Raw genomic sequence first — 21,051 nt, 5'->3', positions numbered from 1 at the left:
CCCCACGGAGCCGGCCCCGGCGCGCCAGGAGCCCACCCACCCCCCGCCCGGGCCGCTGGCCGCCGCCCTGGCGTCCCGGTCGGCCGCCGGCAAGGCCCCGACCGCCGGCAAGGCTCCGACCACGGGCAGGACCCCGGCCGCCGGCGCCAAGCCCCCGGCCCCCGAGCCGGCCGGGAGCGGCACGTGACGGAGCTGCGCCCAGCGGCCGCGCCGGTCCCGCAGCCGTCCGGGTACCCCTCCCCGTCTCAGCGGCGGGACCCGGACCCGGTCCCCGGGCCCTTCCCGGCCCCGCCCGCCCCCCCCCCCCCCGCGGGGGGGGGGGCCCCCCGGCCGGCCCCCCCCCCCCCCCCCCCCCCGCCCCCCCGCCGAGCCGGCGCCGGCCGCCCCGCAGTGGAGCACCGAGGTCCACCGCGGGGACGACACCCTGGCCGCGCTGGCCGACGAGTGGGAGGAACTGGCCGGCCGCTGCCGCACCGCCACCCCGTTCCAGTCGGCGGCCTGGCAGGGCTCCTGGTGGCGCGCGTACGGGCGCCCGGGCGCGCTGCGGGTGCTGCTGGTGCGCCGGGACGGGCGGCTGGTCGGCGCCGCCGCGCTGCGCCGCGACGGGCGCGACGGCTACCACGCGCTCGGCGGCGCCCTGATCGACTTCACCGACGTGCTGCTCGACGACTCCTGCGCCGACGAGGCGGTCGCCCACCTGGCCGCCGTCCTCCCGCTGCGCCGACCCTGGCAGAGCCTGGACCTGCGCGAGGTCCGGCCCGGCTCGGCCGCCCACCGCCTCTACGCGCACTGGACCGGCCGCCGCCACCAGCTGTCCGACTCGCTCTGCCAGCACCTGCCCGCCGTCCCGATGGAGGAGCTGCTGGCCCGGCTGCCCGGCCGCACCGCGCAGCGCAGCCGCGCCAAGCAGCGCAAGCTCGCCGAGGCCGGGGTGCGGGCGCAGCGGGTCCCGGTGGAGCAGGTCGGGGCGGCGATGGGCGAGCTGCTGCGCCTGCACGCCCTGCAGTGGGAGAGCCGCGGGGTGACCCGTGAGCACGCCAGCGAGCGGTTCGCGGCGCACCTGGCCGACTCCACCGCGGGCCTGGCCCGGCTGGGCCAGGCGGTGGTCTACCGCTACCACCTGGACGACGAGCTGATGGCCGTGGACCTGCTGCTGCTCTGCCCCGCCTTCGCCGGGCTCTACCTCTACGGCGCGCACCCCAGGCTGCGCGAGCGCCTCGACATCGCGGGGCTGCTCTTCGGCACCTCGCTGGAGGAGGCGGTGCGCGCCGGCATCCCCGAGCTGAGCCTGATGCGCGGCGAGGAGCCGTACAAGGAGCGCTGGCGCCCCGAGCGCGAGCACAACCACCGGCTGCTGCTCGGCCCGCGCCACCTCGCGCCGGCCCTGACGGTGCGCCTGACGCTGGCCCGGCTGCGGGCCGCCGCGGCGCTGCGGCTGCTGGGGCCGGTGCGGACCCTGCGGGCCCGCCTCACCCGTCGCTGATCACCCCGCCACCGACCCCGCCCGGCGCCCCCGCGGCGGGCGGCCGGACCGGCGTGGGGGCGGTGGGCGCGGTGGGCGCGGCCGGCAGCGTCGGGATGGACGGCGTCGTCGGCAGGGCGCCGGGGTCCCCGGCCGCTGACGCGGTGGCCGGCGCCGAAGCCGTCACGGACGCGGCAGCGGAGGCGGAGGCGGAGGCGGTAGCGGAAGCCGAGGCCGAGGCCGAACCCGAGGCGGTCGCCGTCGCGGTGGCGGTCGACGTGGGGGTGCCGCTCGGGGGCCCGGCGGGGCGGCCCGGCGGGGGCCGGCCCCGGGGGGGGGGGGGGGGGGGGGGGGGCGGGGGGGGGGGGGGGGGGGCCCTGGGGGGCCGGCCCCCCCCCGCCCGGCGTCGGACGCCCCGGGCAGGGCGTGGGGGCGCCGGGGCGCGGCGGGCGCAGCGCGAGTCCGGAGCCTAGGCAGGACAGCACGGACGAACTGCCCGGCACCCCCTTGGAGCCGGCCATCAGCCTCCTGTACTCCGCGCTGGAGCGCGGGTTGCTGTGGCACTCCCAGAAGCCGTGCGGACAGTAGTCGGTGACGGTCTGGTAGGCCGTGTCGTGGGTGCGCATCCACTCCACCATCCGCCGCACGAACTCCGGGTTGTCCCCGTTGCGGAAGAGTCCCCACTCCGGGTACGAGACCGGCTTGCCGCGCTTGGCCGCGAAGTCGACCTGGTCCTGCAGCCCGTACGGCTCGCGCACGTCGTCGTCGAAGCTGCTGCCGGCGGGCTGGTCGTAGCTGTCGGTCCCGATGATGTCCACCACGTCGTCGCCGGGGTAGCACTTGGTCCAGGCGATCGCGTCCAGCCCCCGGTTGGGGGTGAAGTCGAAGCGGAAGTGCTGTCCGGGCACCGAGCGCATCACCGTGATGACGCGCCGCCAGTACGCCTTCCAGGCGGTCGGGTCCGGCTTGCAGCGGCTGCTGTAGGTGATGCCGTTCATCTCCCAGCCGAGCACGATCACGGTGTCGCTGCCGCCGAGCGCCACCAGCTTGCGGGCCAGCTTGAGGAAGTGCTGGTCGAAGGCCCCGCGGGCGCCCTGGCCGAGCAGCGTGGCCACCTGGCCGTCCGGCAGGTCCGCCTCGTTGGGCACCACCATCGGCACGTTGAGCACCAGCGTCCGGCTCCGGTCGGCCAGCCGCCACTGGGACCACAGGGCCAGCACCTTGGTGTCGCCCTCCACGTCGCTCCAGCCGTTTCCGGCCAGGTACGTGTGCCCGACCTGGAGGTTGGCCCCGTTCAGCCAGTTGGCCAGCCTGGCGATCTGCGGGATGTAGGTGTCCCAGGAGCCGACGAAGGCGCCGAACGGCACCTCGTGCGCCGCGCGCTGCGCGGGCGGCCTGGGCGCGGCGGTGCGCGGCTGGGCGGCGGGCGCCGGCGGGTCGGCGGAGAGCGCGGGGCTGCGGTCGGCGGTGCTGACCGGCACGCCGCTGCCGGAGACGCCGGCGGTGGTGAGCAGCAGCAGCGCGGCGGCGCCCAGGGTCAGGCGGCCGATTCGCATGGTCTCTCCTCGGGGACTGGGCCCGGCCTCGGGGCCGGGCCGGGCGGGCCCGAGCCGTGGCCGCCCGCCCGTCGACAGTAAGTCGACAGGCCGTCAGAAAAGCCGAATGTCACCCTAAAGTGGACACGTATCGCGAGTCTGGCCGAACTCGACGGGAAACCGGTGCCGAGGTGGACGGTTTCTGATCACTCGTCGCCCCTCGGTGAACACCGGACACGGGCTCACCACCCGAGCGGCCTGTTTCTCCGCAACCGGATGGCACGACCCGCCACCGCACCCCCGCCGAATGTCTGGTAATCCGTCCGTAAGCTGGACGGACGGCCTGGTCGTGCTGACGACCCGGCCGCGGCCAGGTACCCTCCGGAAGTGTCCTGGAAGCCGCTTCGTACCCTGACCCCCCGGTCCGCCCTGCCCGCCCTGGCCGTTCTGCTGGTGCTCGGTGCGGGCGCCGCCGCGCACGCAAACCGCCCGGTCCCGTTCGGCGACCAGGTGTCCGCGCCCGGAAACGCGCAGGCCAGCCCGGTGGGAGCGCAGTCGGACGTGCCCCCCGCCCCGGACTTCCGGGTCGGCCCCGGCCTGGAGGCGTACGACCCCGCGAGCGGCGCGCTGCTCTGGTCCTACCGCCGTGACGGCGCCACCGCCCTGCACCTGGCGCGGGTCGGCACGAGCGCGGTGGTGGTCTGGGACGACGGCATGGTCACCTCGGTCCAGATCGGCGACCACTCGGTCCGCTGGCACCGGGCCGTGCCGGGGCTGGCCGACTGGCTGCACGGCGACGGCGAGCCCGGCGCCGACCAGCGCACCGAGACGCAGCGCAAGCAGCTCGAACTGGAGCGGGCGGCCGCCGCGGTGCAGACCGTCTCCGGCCCCGAGCCGTGGGTCCAGGTGCTCACCCCGGGCCTGACCATGGGTTTCCGCGACCGTGACGGGGATCTCAGGTTCAACTCGCGCCCGCTCGCCGGCTGCTCCTACGACCCGCTGCGCGCGGTGGGCACCGACACCGCGGTCCTGGTGCCGCGCACCTGCACCGGCACCACCGGCTCCGGCCGCCCGCTGCCCGGCGCGGTCACCGGCTTCAAGCTGGACGGCCACGGCTACCAGCTGAACGCCGGCCCCAAGGTGCAGCTCACGCGGCTGGACGGCGCCCGGGTGCGGGTGGACGACGGTCCGCTGGTCGGCAGCCGGGTGGTCGACGCCGACCAGGGCGTGCCGGAGACCCCCTGCGGCAGCCCGAACGCGCCCTTCGCCGCGGTGGTGCAGGGCGCCACCGGCTGCCCGAGCGGCGCCGACGCCCCGCCGGCCGGCGGGCAGTAGGTCCCGTCGGGCCCCTGCCGCCGCCGTCACCACCACCGCGCCCCGGACCGTGTGCCGGGGCGTCGGTGCGCCACCGGGGGAGCCGGCGGGGGTGACGGTGGGCATACGGCCGGAATATCGCTGCGGGCCGGTTCGGGCGGCCCGGTAGACTGGCCCGCATGGCTGTTCTCTCCGGGCATTAGCGGCGGCAGCCGGTGAGGCACCCGGCCCGCGCCACCGCGTGCGGACCGGCCAGCACCGCCGGACCGTCCAGCACCGCCCCCACACCCCCGCCGCACCCCCGTGCCCGCGCCGCCGTGTCCGTAGCCGACGCGCCCCGGGCCGCCCAGCCCCAGGAGCCCTTGCAGCCATGATTTCCGCCAACGCCCTCGAACTGCGCGCCGGTGCCCGCATCCTCATCGAGTCCGCCAGCTTCCGGGTGACCCCGGGCGACCGGATCGGTCTGGTCGGGCGCAACGGCGCCGGCAAGACCACGCTCACCAAGGTGCTGGCCGGCGAGGGCATCCCGGCCGGCGGCACGGTGACCCGCTCGGGCGAGGTCGGCTACCTCCCGCAGGACCCGCGCACCGGCGACCTCGACGTGCTGGCCCGCGACCGGATCCTCTCCGCCCGTGGCCTGGACACGGTGCTGCGCAAGATGCGCGAGAACGAGGAGCGGATGGCCAACGGCCAGGGCGCCACCCGCGACAACGCGATGAAGAAGTACTCGCGCCTGGAGACCGAGTTCCTCACCAAGGGCGGGTACGCGGCCGAGGCGGAGGCGGCCACCATCGCCGCGGCGCTGGGCCTGCCGGACCGGATCCTGGGCCAGGAGCTGAACACCCTCTCCGGTGGCCAGCGCCGCCGCGTGGAGCTGGCCCGGATCCTCTTCTCGGACGCCGACACGCTGCTGCTCGACGAGCCCACCAACCACCTCGACGCCGACTCGATCGTGTGGCTGCGGGACTTCCTGAAGACCTACAAGGGCGGCTTCATCGTCATCTCGCACGATGTCGAGCTGGTCGAGACGGTCGTCAACAAGGTCTTCTACCTGGACGCCAACCGCTCGGCCATCGACGTCTACAACATGGGCTGGCGGCAGTACCAGCAGCAGCGCGAGGACGACGAGAAGCGCCGCAAGCGCGAGCGGGCCAACGCCGAGAAGAAGGCTGCCACGCTCAACGCCCAGGCCGACAAGATGCGCGCCAAGGCCACCAAGACGGTCGCCGCGCAGAACATGGCCCGGCGCGCCGACAAGCTGCTCGCCGGCCTGGAGCAGGCGCGGGTCTCGGACAAGGTCGCCAAGCTGCGCTTCCCCGACCCGGCCCCCTGCGGCAAGACCCCGCTGATGGCCAGCGGGCTCTCCAAGTCCTACGGCTCGCTGGAGATCTTCACCGACGTCGACCTGGCGATCGACCGCGGTTCGCGGGTCGTCGTGCTCGGCCTCAACGGCGCGGGCAAGACCACCCTGCTGCGGATGCTGGCGGGCGTGGAGAAGCCGGACACCGGAGAGGTGATCCCGGGCCACGGCCTGAAGATCGGCTACTACGCCCAGGAGCACGAGACGCTCGACCCCGAGCGCACCGTGCTGGAGAACATGCGCTCCTCGGCGCCGGACACCGACCTGGTGCAGATCCGCAAGATCCTCGGCTCGTTCCTCTTCTCCGGCGACGACGTCGACAAGCCGGCCGGCGTGCTCTCCGGCGGCGAGAAGACCCGGCTCGCGCTGGCCTCGTTGGTGGTCTCCTCCGCCAACGTGCTGCTGCTCGACGAGCCCACCAACAACCTCGACCCGGCCAGCCGCGAGGAGATCCTCGGCGCGCTGCGCACCTTCGCGGGCGCGGTGGTGCTGGTCACCCACGACGAGGGCGCGGTCGACGCGCTGGAGCCGGAGCGGATCATCCTGCTCCCGGACGGCGTCGAGGACCTGTGGACCCCGGCCTACCACGACCTGGTCTCGCTGGCCTGAGCCGACCGGCCCGCCGGCCTCCGCGGTCCCGCACCCCGGTCCGTCCCGCCCGGTCCGTCCGCCCGGTCCGTCCCGCCACTCCGGGCGGGGCGCCGGGTCACGGGCGGTCCGCCCCGGCGCGGACGGATGCGCCCGGCGGCCGCCCGGGCGCCCCGCCCGGCCCCGCGCGCCCCGGCCCACCCGCACCGAACACCGCCCGTGACCGCCCCGCCGGTCGCGGGCGCTCACGTTCAGTAGACACGTGCTCCTGCATCCGGCCGATGCCGACTCATCACCCGGGCCTTTCCGGGAATGCCGGGGCCGGGGATTCCGTTTTCATCGGATCCACTCCTCCTGCCGTCCGGGCGACCTCGCTGATCAGCTCTTTCGTCCCGCGGGCCCGTCGAAGGCGGGGGCGTGTGTACCCAGGGTGAGCGCCCTGCTGCGCTGAGAACACCGCCGGCGAGCGCCCGTTTGCGCGGATCGACCTTGTCGAATGGGTGGCCAGGACGCTGGCAATGGGTGATCATGGGAATCTGACCGAGCACAGCTACGAGGAGGCACGGGTGGCCGAGACTCTGAAAAAGGGCAGCCGGGTAACTGGTGCCGCGCGTGAGAAGCTCGCGGCCGAGCTGAAGAAGAAGTACGACTCCGGGGCGAGCATTCGCGCGCTGGCGGAGGAGACCGGCCGCTCGTACGGCTTCGTGCACCGCATGCTCAGTGAATCCGGAGTGAACCTCCGGGGTCGCGGCGGCGCCACGCGCGGTAAGGCCAAGGCTGCTGCGGCAGCAGGTTCCTGACTGGTCGTCAGGCCGGGATGCGGGCAGCCGTCTCCCGGTCGGCCGATGAGCGGGGGCACCAGGTTCCGACAGTCCGTCAGCATGTCCAGGCGTATCGGCGACCGTGACAGGAACATGTCCGGCCGCCGATCGTCATGTCCCGACGCCGGCGGCGGGCGAGGTGGTACCCAAGGTCCGGGTCGGTAAGTTACTCTCCGGTAGACACTGTGGGCAGCGCGTTGGAGCCTGCCCGGATCCCGCCGGAGGTGCCCATGACCGCGCCCGTCTCCACGCCCAGCAGCTCGACGTCCTGGGAGGAGGTCGGCGTCCGGCTGGAGGTCGAGGGCGAGCTCGCCGTGGTGACGCTCTGCGATCCCAAGCGCCGCAACGCCCAGACCCCCGCCATGTGGCGCGCGCTGGCCGCGATCGGCCGTGAGCTGCCCGGCACGGTCCGGGTGGTGCTGCTGCGCGCGGAGGGCCTGGCCTTCTCGGCCGGCCTGGACCGGGCGATGTTCAGCCCGGAGGGCATCGCCGGCGAGCAGGGCTTCGCCGAGCTGGCCGCCAGCAGTGACCAGGACCTGGACGCGGCGATCGCCGAGTTCCAGCAGGCCTTCACCTGGTGGCGCCGCCCCGACCTGATCACCATCGCCGCCGTGCAGGGCTACGCGATCGGCGCCGGCTTCCAGCTGGCCCTGGCCTGCGACCTGCGCGTCTGCGCGCTGGACGCGCAGTTCTCGATGCGCGAGACCTCGCTGGGCCTGGTGCCCGACCTGGCCGGCACCAAGCCGCTGGTGGACCTGGTCGGCTACGGCCGGGCGCTGGAGATCTGCGCCACCGGCCGACTGGTCGGCGCCGAGGAGGCGGTGGCCAGCGGTCTGGCCAACCTGGCCGTCCCGGGCGAGGAGCTCGACGCCACCGCCCGCGACCTGGTCGCGCCGCTGCTGGCCGCGCCGCGCAGCGCGGTGATCGAGACCAAGGCGCTGCTGCTGGGTGCCGGTCAGCGCTCCTACGACGAGCAGCGTGCCGCCGAGCGCGCCGCGCAGGCGCGGCGGCTGCGCGACCTGGCGGGCATCGGCGACTGAGGACGCGCGCCGCGCGACGACCGTTGGGCGCGCGGTGTCCGGTGCGGGGCCCGGCTCGGGAGGGGTGAGCCGGGCCTTCGCCGTGTCCGGCCGCGGAGCGGTGGCGAGGCCGGTCTCCACGGGCGCCTTTCGTGGCGAAATGTCAGAGTTGGGGCAGATTACGGTATAGCTGGAGCCGCACCTTCAGGAGGCACCCCCATGCCCGAGACCCCCAAGCCGTCCGACCTGACCAAGTCCCTCGGCCCGCACGGCGGCGCGAGCTCCGAGGAGCGCGGCCGCACCGCGCTCGCGGACGGCGTGGTCGAGAAGATCGCCGGCATGGCGGCCCGTGAGGTCCCCGGCATCCACGCGCTCGGCTCCGGCCTGGCCCGCACCTTCGGGGCGATGCGCGACCGGGTGCCGGGCGGCCGGGCCAGCATCTCGCGCGGCATCAAGGCCGAGGTGGGCGAGCGGCAGACCGCGATCGACATCGCCCTGGTGGTCGAGTACGGCGTGGTGATCCCCGAACTCGCGGCGGCGGTGCGCCGCAACATCATCAGCGCGGTCGAGCGGATGACCGGACTGGAGGTGGTGGAGGTGAACATCGCGGTCAACGACGTCCACCTGCCCGACGAACCGGACGAGGAGGAGGCCGCGCCGCCGTCCTCCGAGCGGCGAGCCCGGGTCCAGTAGCGCCGCGTCCCACCAGGACCCAGCCCCACCACTGCTCGGGAGCTCACCTTGAACCTCGCCCACCTAGGCCTGGTGGCCGGCATGGCCCTGGGCTTCGCCGGCTACTTCGGCGGATTCGCCGCCTTCCTGCTGGTCGCCGCGCTCGGCGCCGTCGGCTTCGTGGCCGGCCGGCTGCTGGAGGGCGACCTCGACCTCGGCGACCTCGGTGACCTGCTGCGCAGCCGCGACCGGCGCCGGTGAGGCGGCCGGCGGACGACGGTGGCCCGCCGCGGTCGACCGGAGCGACGGCCGTCTCGGGGGACAAGCCCGAGCGCGACCCCGGCGACCGGCGCGGCCGCGGGCCCGGCTGGGGGCGCGACACCGGGCCGGGCACTCCGCCGGACCGGCGCGGACGGCTGCGGATCGCCGACCGTGCGCCCTCCCGGATCGCCTGGCTGGCGGCCCGCGACGTGCTGCACGAGGAGCGGGTCGCGCGTGCGGGCGCGGGCCCGGCGGCGGAGCTGGAGGCGCCGCGGGTGACGGCCAGGATGGTGGACGGCGCGGCCCAGGTGCGCATCGGGGTCGACCTGCCGTTCCCCTGCGACCTGGCGGGCCGGGGTGTGGCGGTGCTGCGGGCGGTGGCGACCCAGCTGGGCCAGCTGGCCGGGGTCGCGGCCTGCGAGGTGACCGTGGTGGTCGAGCGGCCGGTGCCGGCGGGCGGTGAGCGACCGTGACCGGGCCCGAGCCGGTGGCCGATCCCGGGCCGGTGGCCGACCCCGGGCCGGCGCCGACCGCCGCGCCGGTGATCGCCGACGAGCCGGCCGCCGGGGCCGAACCGGCGTCGCCCATCGCCGAACCCGGCCGGCGGGCGCCGCGCTCGCCGCGTTCGGTGGCCGCCGCGCTGGTCGCGCTGGTGGTCCTGCTGGGCGCGGGCGCGCTGCTCTGCGACGTGATCGCGGTGCGGACCGGCCACCGGGCCGGCCGGGGGGGGGGGGGGGGGGTGATCGGGGTGGGGCCCGCCCCCGGGGCCCCCGGCTGGCGCCGGTGGAGCGCCCACCAGCTGGCCACCCGCCCGCTGGACTCGCCCTGGGTGCTGGCGGCCGCCGGGGTGGTGGCGCTGCTGGGCTGCTGGCTCTGCTGGCTGGCCGTCAGCGCGGGCGACCGGCGCTGGCTGCCGCTGCGCGAGAGGCCCACCGCGACGGTCGACCGGGTCGCGGTCGCGGCGCTGCTGGAGAGCCGGGCGCTGGAGCTGCCGATGGTGGCGCAGGCCCGGGTGCGGGTCGGCCGGCGCCGGGCCAGGGTCACCCTGCGCGGCAGCGTCGACCTGCCCGGCGCGCGGCGCGCGCTGGCGGCCGACCTGGCCCGGGCCGGGCTGGCCCGCGCCTCCCAGCTGCGGCTGCGCCGCCGGCCGGCCCCGCACCGGCCGCCCATGCACTGACCGCCGTGAAGGGAGAAGGCGTCACCGTGCTGAGTCGAACCGTCGTCAACCGGGTGCTGCTCGCGCTGGCCGGGCTGGTGCTGCTGGCGGGCGCGCTGCTGGTGCTGGCCGGTGGCCTGCGCCTGTACGCGCACACGGGGGTGACCCCGCCCGGCTGGTGGCCGCTCACCTCCCCCTCCCAGCCGGTGCTCAGCACCGCCGCGCGGACCCGCTGGCGTCGGCACCACTGGTGGTGGCCGGTCCTGCTGGCCGCGCTGGTGGTGCTGGTGGTGCTCGCGCTCTGCTGGCTGGTCGCGCAGCTGCGCCGGCCCTCGCCGACCGAGCTGCGGCTGTCGCCTCCGGGGGCGCGGGGCCTGCGGGTGCGACTGCGCGGTGCGGCGCTGGCCGGGGCGGTGGAGACCGCGGCGCTGGCCCGCCCCGAGGTGGCGGCGGTCCGGGTGCGACTACTGGGACGCGATCGCGGGCTGCGGGTGCGGGCGGCGCTGCGGCTCGTGCCGGGCTCGGACGTGCCGGCCGCGGTGGCCGCCTTCCACGCGGGCCCGCTCGCCCAGGCCTCGGCCACCCTGGCCCGCGGCGAGGCGCTGCCCGCCGACCTGCGGCTGCGGGTGGACCGGACCCCGCCGCCGCCGCGCCACCCGGAGCGTGCCGCACGCGGACGCCGGGCGCGGCGGCGGGTGCTCTGAGCCGCGGCGGTGCGCGGGGCCGCCAAAAATCGCTGTTCGGCCACCGGAGCGCGGTGATACACATCCGGGGTGGACACCACTCTGGACTTCCCCGACCTGCTGCGATGGATCGACGACCGGTCGACGGCCTTCCGCGCGGCGATCGCCGCCGCACCCGACCTCGACGTGACGGTGCCGACCTGTCCCGAGTGGACGCTCATCGATCTGGCGCAGCACCTGGGCGAGGGGCGCCGCGCCTGGGCCGCCACCGTCGCCGCCGGGCCCGACGCCACGGCGAAGGCTGCCCCACTGGGCGAGGCGACCGCACCGCGGGAGCGCGAGGCCCTGCTGGAGTGGCTGGCCGGATCGACGCGGCTGCTGCTGGACGCCCTGCGGCAGGCCGGCCCGGACCGCGGTTGCTGGGCCTGGTGGGGCAAGTCGCAGTCGCCGCTGACCTGTGCCGCCGTGGCCCGGCGCCAGCTGCACGAGATCGCCGTGCACACCTACGACGCGCAGCTGACCGTGGGCGCCCCGCAGCCGCTGCCCGAACAGGTGGCGCTCGACGGGGTCGAGGAGTTCCTGACCACCGTCTGCACGACGACGGAAGCCTGGCCGCACGCGCCCGCGGTCGCCGACTACCACGTCACCGAGGGCCGCTCCTGGCGCAACTCGCTCTCCGCCGACGGCGCCCGGCTCGACCGCCTGCCCGCGCCCGGCACCGGGCCCGCCGACGACGGGATCCCGGACGTGGTCCGCGCCGGTGCCCGCGGTACGGCCAACGCGTTGGTCCTCGCCTTCTACGACCGCATTCCGCTGGACTCCCTGGAGCTCGACGGCGACCGAGGGCTCTTCGACCAGCTCGTGGAGTGGGACCCGCAGCGGTAGCAGGACCAGGCGACGGTCCGGCCGCCGGCCGGACCCAGGGCCGTCCCGGGGCGATCGGTCACAGGGCCCGCATGGCGCCGCCGTCCACCGGGATCATCAGGCCGGTGAGGTAGGAGGCGGCGGGGGAGAGCGCGAAGGCGGCGACCTTGCCGAACTCCTCGGGCCGCCCGTAGCGGCCCAGCGGGATCCCCGCGCTGGCGCGGGCCCGGGCGCCGTCGGCGTCGCCGCCCATGGCGTCGAGTTCGCGCACCCGGTCGGTGTCGATCCGCGCCGGCAGCAGGCCCAGTACCCGGATGCCGCGCGGGCCCAGCTCGACCGCCAGGCTCTTGGCGGCCATCGCCAGCCCGGGGCGCAGGCCGTTGGAGATGCCCAGGCCCGCGATCGGCTCGCGGACCGAGGAGGAGAGCACGAAGGCGATCACGCCGCCCTCGCCGAGCCGGTCCGCGGCCGTGCGGGCCAGCCGCAGGGCCCCCAGGAAGACGCTCTCGAACGCGTCGCGCCAGGCCTCGTCGGTGGCGCCGACCACCGGCCCCGGCGGCGGGCCGCCGACGCTGACCAGGATCCCGTCCAGGCGGCCGAAGCGTTCCACCGCGGTGGCCACGATCCGCTCGGCGGCCTGCGGATCGGCGTTGTCGGCCAGTACGGCGGCCGCCTGCCCGGCGCCGCCCAGCTCCGCGACGGCGCTGTCCAGCGCCTCCTGCCGGCGGCCGGTCACCAGTACCCGGGCCCCGTCGGCCCTCAGCTCGCGGGCGGCCGCGAGGCCGAGCCCGCGGGTCGCGCCGGTGACCACGTACACCCTGTCCTTGAGTCCGAGATCCATGCGCCCAGCATGCCGCACCGGCCGGCGGGTGCGGCCGGCAGGGCGGGCGGGTGTCGCGCGGTCAGCTGCCGGGGTGCGGGGCGACGTCGGAGAGCAGCTGCAGGAAGGCGTCCTCGCCGATGGTCGGGGTGCCGACCTCGCGGGCCTTGCGCGCCTTGCCGCTCCAGCTGCCCGGCTCGTTGGTGACCAGCAGGCTGGTCAGCCGGCTGACCGAGGAGGCGATGTGCAGGCCGGCGGCGATGGCCCGGTCCTCCAGCAGTTCGCGGTCGGTGGCGGTGTCGCCGGTGATCGCCACCCGCATGCCCTGGATCAGCGGTCCGCCGTCCTGCCAGCGCCCGGGGTTGGGGTACGCGCAGACCGGGCGCTTGCGGGCGGGGCGGTAGGAGGAGCCCCAGGAGCCGCGGCCCGCGCCGGCGCCGGACCCGCTCGTGGCGGCGGTGTCCTCGCCCAGGTCGGTGACGGCCACGCAGGTGGTCAGCGGCAGCGCCACGCCGCCGCTGCGGGCCAGCTCCAGGCTGGGCCGGAAGGCCTCGGCCAGCACCCGGGCGTCGTCCAGCGCGTTGTGGGCGTTGCGCTGGCGGACCCCGAAGTACTCGGCGAGGGTGGAGAGCTTGCCGTTGGGTAGCGGCAGGCCCAGGTCGCGGGAGAGCACCATGGTGCAGAGCCGGTGCTCGACCGGGGCGCGCAGCCCGGCGCGGGCGTACTCACGCGAGATCATGTTCCAGTCGAAGAGCGCGTTGTGGGCCACCATCACCCGTCCGCGCAGCCGCTCGGCCAGCTCGTCGGCGATCTCCGGGAAGGTCGGCGCGTCGGCGAGGACGGCGCTGGTCAGGCCGTGGATCCAGACCGGGCCGGGGTCGCGCAGCGGGTTGACCAGGGTGTACCAGTGGTCGATCACGGTGCCGTCCGGGTCCAGCCGGTAGACGCCCGCGGAGATCACCCGGTCGGTCCGGCCCAGGCCCGTGGTCTCCACGTCGACCACCGCGTAGCCCCCCGCGCCGGGATCGGGCGACCCGTCGGATGCACCGGTGCGCTGCGAGGGGATCGGGCCGACCGGGGGCTGGAGCGCATGCATGGTGCACCAGCTTAAGGGTCGTCGCCGCCGCCGGATGCCGAACCGCCGCCATCGCCGCAGATCCGGTGGGTGGCTGAGGCGTGAGTCGCTCGCGGGGCTGGTGTGAAGTGGCGGGAATAGAGTGGGCGACGGGATGGTCGTACAACCGGACGAATCAGCTGTTGCCCCCACAAAGGACATCCTCATGCGCGCCACCGTGATCCACGGCCCCAACGACATCCGGATCGAAGAGGTCCCCGACCCGCAGATCCAGCAGCCCACCGACGCCGTGGTCCGGGTGGTCAACGCCTGCATCTGCGGCAGCGACCTGTGGGCCTACCGCGGGGTGGCGGCCCGGGAGGCCGGTCAGCGGATCGGGCACGAGTTCCTGGGCACGGTCGAGTCGGTGGGCTCGGCGGTCACCGACTTCCGCCCCGGCGACTTCGTCGTGGCGCCGTTCGTCTGGTCGGACGGCACCTGCGAGTACTGCCGCGACGGCCTGCAGACCTCCTGTCCGCACGGCGGTTTCTGGGGCAGCGTCGGCTCGGACGGCGGGCAGGGCGAGGCGGTGCGGGTGCCGTTCGCGGACGGCACGCTGGTCAAGCTGCCCAAGGAGGCGGCCGGTGACCAGGCGCTGCTGCCGCACCTGCTGGCGCTCTCCGACGTGATGGCCACCGGCCACCACGCCGCGGTCGCGGCCAAGGTCCGCCCGGGCTCGACGGTCGCGGTGGTCGGGGACGGCGCGGTGGGTCTGTGCGGCGTGCTGGCGGCCCGCCGGCTCGGCGCCGAGCGGATCATCGCGCTGGGGCGGCACACCGTGCGCACCGACATCGCCCGCGCCTTCGGCGCCACCGACGTGGTGGCCGAGCGCGGCGAGGCCGCCATCGAGGCGGTGCGCGAGCTGACCGGCGGTCAGGGCGCGCACGCGGTGCTGGAGGCGGTCGGCACCGAGGACTCGATGCGCACCGCGATCTCGATCGCCCGCGACGGCGGCGCGGTGGGCTACGTCGGGGTGCCGCACGGCGGCAGCGCCGGCGTGGACATCGGTCAGATGTTCGGCCGGAACGTGTCGCTCGGCGGCGGTGTCGCGCCGGCCCGCGCGTACATCCCCGAGCTGCTCGCCGACGTGCTGGCCGGGACCATCGAGCCCGGCCTGGTCTTCGACCGCACGGTCGACCTCGACGGCGTGCCGGCCGGGTACCGGGCGATGGACGACCGCTCGGCGCTGAAGGTGCGGATCGCGTTCTGAGCCGGCACCGAGCCGCCGGCTGACCCGGCCGGCGCCCGCGCCCAGCCCCGCAGGGGGCGGTACCACACCCCGGTACCGCCCCCTGCGGCGTGTCCGAGACCGACCCACAGCGTCGTGTTTCGGCCAGATTGGCGGCACGTCAGTGTGAAGAGTGGGCCGAATGCGGCCAAACACTGTCCGCAAGCATACGGTCGCTCCTAGCATGCATCGGCACACACAGTGGCTGTGGCATCCCTCAGCGCCACCGTGCTCCACCCGTGCAGCACCGTGCGGACCGTCCCACGTCCCTCGTCCGCACGGTCCTGTCTCACCACGACGTCAGGAGAGATGGAGTGGACCATCCCCCGCAGTCCGGTTCCCCGTCGGACCGCATCGTCACCGCGGTCGACCCGGCACCTGATGAACGCATCGACCAGGGCGCCGAGTTCCGCGCCCTGCGCAGTTCCTTCCGCGGCTTCGCCTTCCCGGTGACCGCCGGCTTCCTGCTCTGGTACCTGCTGTACGTGCTGCTCTCCTGCTACGCGCACGGCTTCATGGCCACCACCCTGTTCGGGCACGTCAACGTCGCCATGGCGCTGGGCCTGCTGCAGTTCGTCAGCACCTTCGCCATCGCCGCCTGGTACGCCCGGTTCGCCGAGCGCCGGCTCGATCCGGCGGCCGCCGACCTGCGCCGTCGCTACGGGCCGAGCGCCCTCGTCACCCCCCGGGAGGCAGGCGAATGACCGGCTCGAACCCGCTCGCCGCGCACACCGCACTGCTGGCCGCCTCGAGCGGTAACCACCGTGCCCTGACCATGTCCCTCTTCGGCGCCTTCGTCCTGGTCACCCTGGGCATCACCGTCTGGGCCGGCCGTCAGACCCGGGACGCCAACGACTTCTACGCCGGTGGCCGGAGTTTCACCGGCCTGCAGAACGGCCTGGCGATCTCCGGCGACTACATGTCGGCCGCCTCGTTCCTGGGCATTGCCGGCGTCATCGCGCTCTCCGGCTACGACGGCTTCCTCTACTCGATCGGCTTCCTGGTGGCCTGGCTGGTCGCCCTGCTGCTGATCGCCGAACCGCTGCGCAACTCCGGCCGCTACACGATGGCCGACGTGCTGGCCTTCCGGATGCGCCAGCGTCCGGTGCGCACCGCCGCGGGCATCTCCACCATCGTGGTGTCGATCTTCTACCTGCTCGCCCAGATGGTCGGCGCCGGATCGCTGGTCGCGCTGCTGCTGGGGGTGGAGGGCGACGCGGCCAAGCGCTGGACGGTGGTCGCGGTCGGCGCGCTGATGGTGCTGTACGTGACGGTCGGCGGCATGAAGGGCACCACCTGGGTGCAGATCGTCAAGGCGGTGCTGCTCATCCTGGGCGCCGCGCTGATGACCGTGCTGGTGCTGGCCAAGTACCACTTCAACCCCTCCAGCCTGCTGGGCGCCGCCGCGCACGCCAGCGGCAAGGGCTCGGCCTTCCTGGAGCCCGGCCTCAAGTACGGCGCCACCGGCACCACCAAGCTGGACTTCGTCAGCCTGGCGCTGGCCCTGGTGCTGGGCACCGCCGGGCTGCCGCACATCCTGGTCCGCTTCTACACCGTGCCCACCGCCAAGGCGGCCCGGAAGTCGGTGTTCTGGGCGATCGGCATCATCGGCGTCTTCTACCTGATGACCCTGGCGCTCGGCTTCGGGGCGGCCGCGCTGGTCGGGCCCAAGGCGATCAAGCTCTCCAGCCCGTCGGGCAACACCGCGGCCCCGCTGCTGGCCCAGGAGCTGGGCGGCGGCGCCGGGTCGACCGGCGGCGCGGTGCTGCTGGCGGTGATCTCGGCGGTGGCCTTCGCGACCATCCTGGCCGTGGTGGCCGGCCTGACCCTGGCCTCCTCGTCCTCCTTCGCCCACGACCTCTACGCCAACGTGATCCGCCGCGGGCGGGTCACCGAGCGCGAGGAGGTCCACTCGGCCAAGCTGGCGGCGGTGGTGATCGGCGCGGTCGCCATCGGGCTGAGCATCTACGCGGACAAGCTGAACACCGCGGCGCTGGTGGCACTGGCCTTCGCGGTGGCGGCCTCGGCGAACCTGCCGACCCTGCTCTACTCGCTCTTCTGGAAGCGGTTCACCACCACCGGCGCGGTCTGGTCGGTCTACGGCGGGCTGATCAGCTCGGTCCTGCTGGTGGTCTTCTCGCCGGTGGTCTCGGGCAAGGCCACCTCGCTCCTGCCGCACAGCGACTTCCACTGGTTCCCGCTGGAGAACCCCGGCCTGGTCTCCATTCCGATCGGCTTCCTGTTGGGCTGGCTGGGCACGCTGTTCTCCAAGGAGACCGCGGACCCGGCGAAGTACGCTGAACTGGAGGTCCGATCCCTCACCGGCATCGGTGCGCACTGAGCAGACGAGATCTTCAGGATTGACGCAAGATCCCCTGGATTAAGCTGGGCCCGGTCCGCCGTCGGCGGGTCGGGCCCAGCGAACCATTCCGGGAAGGTGCACGCGTGCTCCTCGACACGTTCGGTCGCCAGGCCGTCGATCTGCGGGTCTCGCTGACCGACCGCTGCAACCTGCGCTGCACGTACTGCATGCCGGAGGAGGGCCTGCAGTGGCTCGGTCGCTCCGACCTGCTGACCGACGAGGAGATCGTGCGCCTGACCAGCCTGGCGGTGCGCGAGCTGGGCGTGCGCGAGGTGCGCTTCACCGGTGGGGAGCCGCTGCTGCGCCCGGGGCTGGTGGGCATCGTGGCGGCCTGCGCCGAGCTGGAGCCGCGCCCCGAGCTCTCGCTCACCACCAACGGCGTCGGCCTGGCCCGCACCGCGCGGGCGCTGCGGGAGGCGGGCCTGGACCGGGTCAACGTCTCGCTGGACACCCTGGACCCGCAGACCTTCCACACCCTCACCCGCCGCCACCGCCACCAGGACGTCCTCGACGGGCTGGCCGCGGCCGAGGCCGCCGGGCTCACCCCGGTGAAGCTGAACGCGGTGCTGATGCGCGGGGTCAACGACCACGAGGCCGCCGACCTGCTGGGCTGGTGCCTGGAGCAGGGCTACCAGTTGCGCTTCATCGAGCAGATGCCGCTGGACGCCCAGCACGGGTGGGACCGCTCGCAGATGATCACCGCCGAGGAGATCCTGGAGCGGCTCGCGACCCGCTTCACGCTGACCCCCGAGCCCGCCGCGGTGCGCGGTGCGGCGCCGGCCGAGCGCTGGCTGGTGGACGGCGGCCCGGCGAGCGTGGGCGTGATCGCCTCGGTCACCCGGCCGTTCTGCCGGGCCTGCGACCGCACCCGGCTGACCGCCGACGGGCAGGTGCGCAACTGCCTCTTCGCGACCGGCGAGACCGACCTGCGCACGGCCCTGCGCGAGGGGGCCACCGACGCCGAGCTGGCGGCGCTGTGGCGGGCGGCGATGTGGGGCAAGAAGGCCGGCGCGGGGATCGACGACCCGCAGTTCCACCAGCCCGAGCGGCCGATGTCGGCCATCGGCGGCTGAGGCGCCGTCGCCGTCGGCGGCTGACGACACACCGTCGCCAAGGGGGACCGGCGGCGGGGCGTCAGGAGCTCTCGGGGTCGGTCCAGTCGGCGAGCGCGACGACGTCCTTGAGGAAGCCGCGCACGCCCAGGAACTGGGAGAGCGACTCGCGGTGGTCCGCGCAGGCCAGCCAGGTCTTGCGGCGCTCGGGGGTGTGCAGCTTGGGGTTGTTCCAGGCCAGGACCCAGACCGCGGCGCTGCGGCAGCCCTTGGCCGAGCAGGTGGGCGGCCCGGCCGGGCCGTCGGCTCCGGTGCCACCGAAGAAGTCGATACTCATGAGCGGGAGTCTCTCATCCCGTACCATGGCGCGAACTGCCATGACGCGGACATGGCGACGCCGGGCAGCCACGGGGGGAGCCGCCCGGCGTCGGTCCGTCGCTCCGACGGGGGATGCGGAGCGCGTACGCAGTATGTCACGGAACGAGCCGGCCTTGGCTAGGCCTTTCAAGATTTATTTGAGGCTCCGCTGAGGTTTCTCTGCCCAAAAGGGCAGAAAATCGGGGCGATTCGGGCATGCCTCAAGCCGGCCTCGAGCCGGGCTCTTAAGTCGCCTGTGTACGGAGAGTCAGCTTTCGGTCGGCTGCTCGCCGGCCGGGCCCATGCCGCGGGTCGCGCCGCCGCCGCCCGTGCCGCCCGGACCGATCATCAGCGGGGTCTCCGGGGAGATGTCGAACGTGCTGGGCAGACCGGGTGCGCGCTCCCGTCCGGCGTTGGCGATGATCACCGCGAAGTACGGCAGCAGGACCGCCGCGCCCAGCGCGCCGAACGCCACGTAGCGCTGGACGTTCCACAGCACCACGGCCAGCAGCACGCAGGCCGTGCGGATCAGCATCGAGATCACGTAGCGGCGCTGCCGCCCGCGGACGTCCTCGGAGAGGCTGGTCCTGGCCCCGGTGATCCGGAAGACCGGATCGTCGCCGGTGCTCCTGCCCATCTGCATCGCCGCCTTCGCTGCCGCCCGCGCACGGCGGTGTCCACCGGGGCGCATTCCGCCCGGTTCCTCCCACGGTACGCCGTACCCGGCCGCTCGAGGCGGTCGGGTGCGGCGGCGGTTCGGCGGTGGCCCGGGCACGCGCGGGGCACGGCGTGGGCGTGCCCGGAGCGGCCGGGCCGGGGGTCAGCCCGAGTGGCGGGTGAGGTGGTGCGGCGGCACGGAGTCGGTGAGCCAGACGCCGTTGGCGCTGACCCGGAAGACGTGCCCGGCCGCGGCCAGCGCCGCCGCGTCCACGGCCAGCACCACCGGCCGCCCGTGCCGGGCGCCGACCCGCACCGCGGTCTCCACGTCGGCCGACAGGTGGACGTCCTGGCGGGCCATCGGCCGCAGCCCCTCGTGCATGATCGCGGCCACCGAGCCGTGCCCGGTGCCGTGGTAGAGCACGGCGGGGGGTTCGGCGGCGGCCAGGCCCAGGTCCACCTCCACCGTGTGCCCCTGGTTGGCCCGGATCCGCAGCCCGTCGGGGGAGTACGCGAAGCGCTGCTTGTTGTTGGTCGCCACCACGTGGTCCAGCTCCGCCCGGCTCAGCCGGTTGCCGCACCGGGTGAGGGCGGTGAGCAGGGTCTCCACGGGCACCCAGCCGCCCTCGTCCAGCGTGACCCCTATCCGGCCGGGGTCGTGGCGCAGGATCCTGGAGAGCATCTTCGAGGTCTTGACGGTGCGCTTTTCATCCAATCGGGTTTCCTCCTAGGAAGCTTGACTGACCGAGCTCATGTTGAAGTCCGCGACCCGCAGCGGGGGCATCGCCACCCGGCTGAAGTAGTTGCCCCACTCCCGGGGCAGGCAGCGTTCGGTGCGGCCGGCCTCGGTGACGCGGCCCAGCAGGTCCACCGGGGACTCGTTGAAACGGAAGTTGTTGACCTCGCCGACCACCCGGCCGTCCTCGACCAGGTAGACGCCGTCGCGGGTGAGGCCGGTGAGCAGCAGGGTGGCCGGGTCCACCTCGCGGATGTACCAGAGGCAGGTGAGCAGCAGCCCGCGCTCGGTGCCGGCCACCATCTCGGCCAGCGTCGGGGCGCCGGCCCGGTCCGCGCGCTCCAGCACCAGGTTGTCGATCGGCGGGCGCACCGGCAGGCCGGTCAGGGCGGCGGTGTGCCGCGTGGTCTGCAGGTGGCTGAGCTCGCCCGCGGCGATCCACTCGGTGGGGGCCAGCGGCAGGCCGTTGTCGAAGACCGAGGAGCTGTCGCCGGAGGCGTGCGCGATCACGAACGGTGCGCCGCGCAGGCCGGGTTCGGCCGGGTCGGAGCGCAGCGTGAGGGCGAGCCGGGAGAGCCGCTCGCCGACCCTGGTGCCGCCGCCCGCCCGGCTGAAGACGGTGCGGCCCTCGGCGGCGTCCCGGGCACCCATCGACCAGTGCAGGTAGACCATCAGGTCGGCGACGGCGGAGGGCGGCAGCAGTGCCTCGTAGCGGCCGGCCGGCAGCTCGATGCGCCGGCTGCCCCAGGCCAGGCGCTCGGAGAGCTCGCCGCACAGGGCGGCCAGGTCGACGTCCCGGAAGTCCTCGGTGGTGGCCCCCACCCAGGCCGAGCCGCCGTTCGCCTTGGCGTTGAGTTCGAGGGTGCCGGTGGGCTGGTCGTGGCGCAGCCGAAGGCCGGCGGAGGTGCCCAGGTAGGTGGAGTCCACCTCGTGCCGGGCGAAGCCGTAGAGGGCCTGGCCGGCCTTGCGGGCGTGCGTGAAGGCCGCGCC

At 74.9% G+C, this 21,051-nt stretch carries 21 protein-coding genes and 2 pseudogenes; 16 read left to right on the top strand and 7 right to left on the bottom strand.

The annotated features are described in order from the left end of the window. Together ABD323_RS16285 and ABD323_RS16280 are read left to right on the top strand one after the other, a co-directional pair. Positions 1-187: pseudogene (locus ABD323_RS16285) on the top strand (hypothetical protein); the annotation flags it as partial. Positions 188-547: 360 nt separating this feature from the next. Next, positions 548-1,483, top strand: a complete 936-nt coding sequence (locus ABD323_RS16280; RefSeq protein ID WP_425556019.1) for a GNAT family N-acetyltransferase — start codon at positions 548-550, stop codon at positions 1,481-1,483. Between the two features lie 809 nt (positions 1,484-2,292). Here the strand turns inward: ABD323_RS16280 and ABD323_RS46020 are convergent. Next, positions 2,293-2,379, bottom strand: a pseudogene (locus ABD323_RS46020) (hypothetical protein); the annotation flags it as partial. A 1,005-nt stretch (positions 2,380-3,384) separates the two neighbouring features. Between ABD323_RS46020 and ABD323_RS16270 the strand changes: the two are divergent. From ABD323_RS16270 to ABD323_RS16225, 10 genes are all read left to right on the top strand, one after another. Then, positions 3,385-4,332, top strand: coding sequence for a hypothetical protein (locus ABD323_RS16270; protein WP_344442306.1), 948 nt, complete (start codon positions 3,385-3,387; stop codon positions 4,330-4,332). Between the two features lie 349 nt (positions 4,333-4,681). Next, complete coding sequence (locus tag ABD323_RS16265) at positions 4,682-6,280, top strand: ABC-F family ATP-binding cassette domain-containing protein (protein WP_344442305.1); 1,599 nt, start codon at positions 4,682-4,684, stop codon at positions 6,278-6,280. A 545-nt stretch (positions 6,281-6,825) separates the two neighbouring features. Beyond that, positions 6,826-7,059 carry a helix-turn-helix domain-containing protein gene (locus ABD323_RS16260; protein ID WP_035843861.1) on the top strand — a complete coding sequence of 78 codons (234 nt, stop codon included), beginning with the start codon at positions 6,826-6,828 and terminating at the stop codon, positions 7,057-7,059. A gap of 251 nt (positions 7,060-7,310) precedes the next feature. Further along, positions 7,311-8,120, top strand: a complete 810-nt coding sequence (locus ABD323_RS16255) for an enoyl-CoA hydratase/isomerase family protein (protein WP_344442304.1) — start codon at positions 7,311-7,313, stop codon at positions 8,118-8,120. Positions 8,121-8,318: 198 nt separating this feature from the next. Beyond that, positions 8,319-8,792 carry an Asp23/Gls24 family envelope stress response protein gene (locus ABD323_RS16250; RefSeq protein ID WP_344442303.1) on the top strand — a complete coding sequence of 158 codons (474 nt, stop codon included), beginning with the start codon at positions 8,319-8,321 and terminating at the stop codon, positions 8,790-8,792. A 48-nt stretch (positions 8,793-8,840) separates the two neighbouring features. Then, positions 8,841-9,032: a hypothetical protein gene (locus ABD323_RS16245; protein ID WP_344442302.1), complete on the top strand. Its 192-nt coding sequence runs from the start codon at positions 8,841-8,843 to the stop codon at positions 9,030-9,032. Then, on the top strand, positions 9,029-9,505 hold the full coding sequence (locus ABD323_RS16240) for a hypothetical protein (RefSeq protein ID WP_344442301.1): 477 nt from the start codon (positions 9,029-9,031) through the stop codon (positions 9,503-9,505). Before ABD323_RS16245 ends, ABD323_RS16240 begins: the two co-directional genes overlap by 4 nt. Continuing rightward, positions 9,502-10,209 (top strand): DUF6286 domain-containing protein, encoded by a 708-nt coding sequence (locus ABD323_RS16235; RefSeq protein ID WP_344442300.1) that lies wholly within the window; start codon positions 9,502-9,504, stop codon positions 10,207-10,209. Before ABD323_RS16240 ends, ABD323_RS16235 begins: the two co-directional genes overlap by 4 nt. Positions 10,210-10,235: 26 nt before the next feature. Continuing rightward, on the top strand, positions 10,236-10,892 hold the full coding sequence (locus ABD323_RS16230; protein ID WP_344442299.1) for an alkaline shock response membrane anchor protein AmaP: 657 nt from the start codon (positions 10,236-10,238) through the stop codon (positions 10,890-10,892). Between the two features lie 69 nt (positions 10,893-10,961). Continuing rightward, complete coding sequence (locus ABD323_RS16225) at positions 10,962-11,756, top strand: maleylpyruvate isomerase family mycothiol-dependent enzyme (protein ID WP_344442298.1); 795 nt, start codon at positions 10,962-10,964, stop codon at positions 11,754-11,756. Positions 11,757-11,814: 58 nt separating this feature from the next. Here the strand turns inward: ABD323_RS16225 and ABD323_RS16220 are convergent, their stop codons facing one another. Together ABD323_RS16220 and ABD323_RS16215 are read right to left on the bottom strand one after the other, a co-directional pair. Next, positions 11,815-12,576 (bottom strand): SDR family oxidoreductase, encoded by a 762-nt coding sequence (locus ABD323_RS16220; protein ID WP_344442297.1) that lies wholly within the window; start codon positions 12,574-12,576, stop codon positions 11,815-11,817. 61 nt (positions 12,577-12,637) lie between these two features. Beyond that, positions 12,638-13,651, bottom strand: a complete 1,014-nt coding sequence (locus tag ABD323_RS16215) for a DEDDh family exonuclease (RefSeq protein WP_344442296.1) — start codon at positions 13,649-13,651, stop codon at positions 12,638-12,640. Positions 13,652-13,835: 184 nt separating this feature from the next. Between ABD323_RS16215 and ABD323_RS16210 the strand changes: the two genes are divergently transcribed. From ABD323_RS16210 to moaA, 4 genes are all read left to right on the top strand, one after another. Then, entirely contained in the window at positions 13,836-14,879 is a 1,044-nt protein-coding gene (locus ABD323_RS16210; protein WP_344442295.1) for a zinc-dependent alcohol dehydrogenase family protein, read from the top strand. Positions 14,880-15,211: 332 nt separating this feature from the next. Beyond that, positions 15,212-15,601, top strand: coding sequence for a DUF485 domain-containing protein (locus tag ABD323_RS16205; RefSeq protein ID WP_344442294.1), 390 nt, complete (start codon positions 15,212-15,214; stop codon positions 15,599-15,601). Then, positions 15,598-17,238, top strand: a complete 1,641-nt coding sequence (locus tag ABD323_RS16200; RefSeq protein ID WP_344442293.1) for a solute symporter family protein — start codon at positions 15,598-15,600, stop codon at positions 17,236-17,238. The genes ABD323_RS16205 and ABD323_RS16200 overlap by 4 nt, the downstream gene beginning before the upstream one ends. Before the next feature lie 104 nt (positions 17,239-17,342). Then, entirely contained in the window at positions 17,343-18,332 is a 990-nt protein-coding gene (gene moaA / locus ABD323_RS16195) for a GTP 3',8-cyclase MoaA (RefSeq protein WP_344442292.1), read from the top strand. A gap of 61 nt (positions 18,333-18,393) precedes the next feature. Here the strand turns inward: moaA and ABD323_RS16190 are convergent, their stop codons facing one another. The 4 genes from ABD323_RS16190 to ABD323_RS16175 all read right to left on the bottom strand — a co-directional run. Beyond that, positions 18,394-18,648, bottom strand: a complete 255-nt coding sequence (locus ABD323_RS16190; RefSeq protein ID WP_344442290.1) for a hypothetical protein — start codon at positions 18,646-18,648, stop codon at positions 18,394-18,396. 288 nt (positions 18,649-18,936) lie between these two features. Next, positions 18,937-19,305, bottom strand: coding sequence for a DUF3099 domain-containing protein (locus ABD323_RS16185; protein WP_344442289.1), 369 nt, complete (start codon positions 19,303-19,305; stop codon positions 18,937-18,939). Between the two features lie 183 nt (positions 19,306-19,488). After that, on the bottom strand, positions 19,489-20,040 hold the full coding sequence (locus ABD323_RS16180; protein ID WP_344442288.1) for an RNA 2'-phosphotransferase: 552 nt from the start codon (positions 20,038-20,040) through the stop codon (positions 19,489-19,491). 12 nt (positions 20,041-20,052) lie between these two features. Beyond that, on the bottom strand, positions 20,053-21,051 hold a 999-nt coding region (locus ABD323_RS16175), incomplete at its 5' end, for a metallopeptidase TldD-related protein (RefSeq protein ID WP_344442287.1).

Origin of the sequence: Kitasatospora nipponensis (genome assembly GCF_039528135.1) — a bacterium.
Lineage (GTDB): Bacteria > Actinomycetota > Actinomycetes > Streptomycetales > Streptomycetaceae > Kitasatospora > Kitasatospora nipponensis.
Note: the sequence above shows the minus strand (reverse complement) of the source record. Positions and strands in the feature narration are given on the sequence as shown.

Coding starts and splice junctions, on each gene's coding strand:
- ABD323_RS16265 (WP_344442305.1), top strand. CDS start 4,682: ATGATTTCCGCCAACGCCCTCGAACTGCGCGCCGGTGCCCGCATCCTC.
- ABD323_RS16255 (WP_344442304.1), top strand. CDS start 7,311: ATGACCGCGCCCGTCTCCACGCCCAGCAGCTCGACGTCCTGGGAGGAG.
- ABD323_RS16250 (WP_344442303.1), top strand. CDS start 8,319: ATGCCCGAGACCCCCAAGCCGTCCGACCTGACCAAGTCCCTCGGCCCG.
- ABD323_RS16220 (WP_344442297.1), bottom strand. CDS start 12,576: ATGGATCTCGGACTCAAGGACAGGGTGTACGTGGTCACCGGCGCGACC.
- ABD323_RS16215 (WP_344442296.1), bottom strand. CDS start 13,651: ATGCATGCGCTCCAGCCCCCGGTCGGCCCGATCCCCTCGCAGCGCACC.
- ABD323_RS16210 (WP_344442295.1), top strand. CDS start 13,836: ATGCGCGCCACCGTGATCCACGGCCCCAACGACATCCGGATCGAAGAG.
- ABD323_RS16200 (WP_344442293.1), top strand. CDS start 15,598: ATGACCGGCTCGAACCCGCTCGCCGCGCACACCGCACTGCTGGCCGCC.
- ABD323_RS16190 (WP_344442290.1), bottom strand. CDS start 18,648: ATGAGTATCGACTTCTTCGGTGGCACCGGAGCCGACGGCCCGGCCGGG.
- ABD323_RS16185 (WP_344442289.1), bottom strand. CDS start 19,305: ATGGGCAGGAGCACCGGCGACGATCCGGTCTTCCGGATCACCGGGGCC.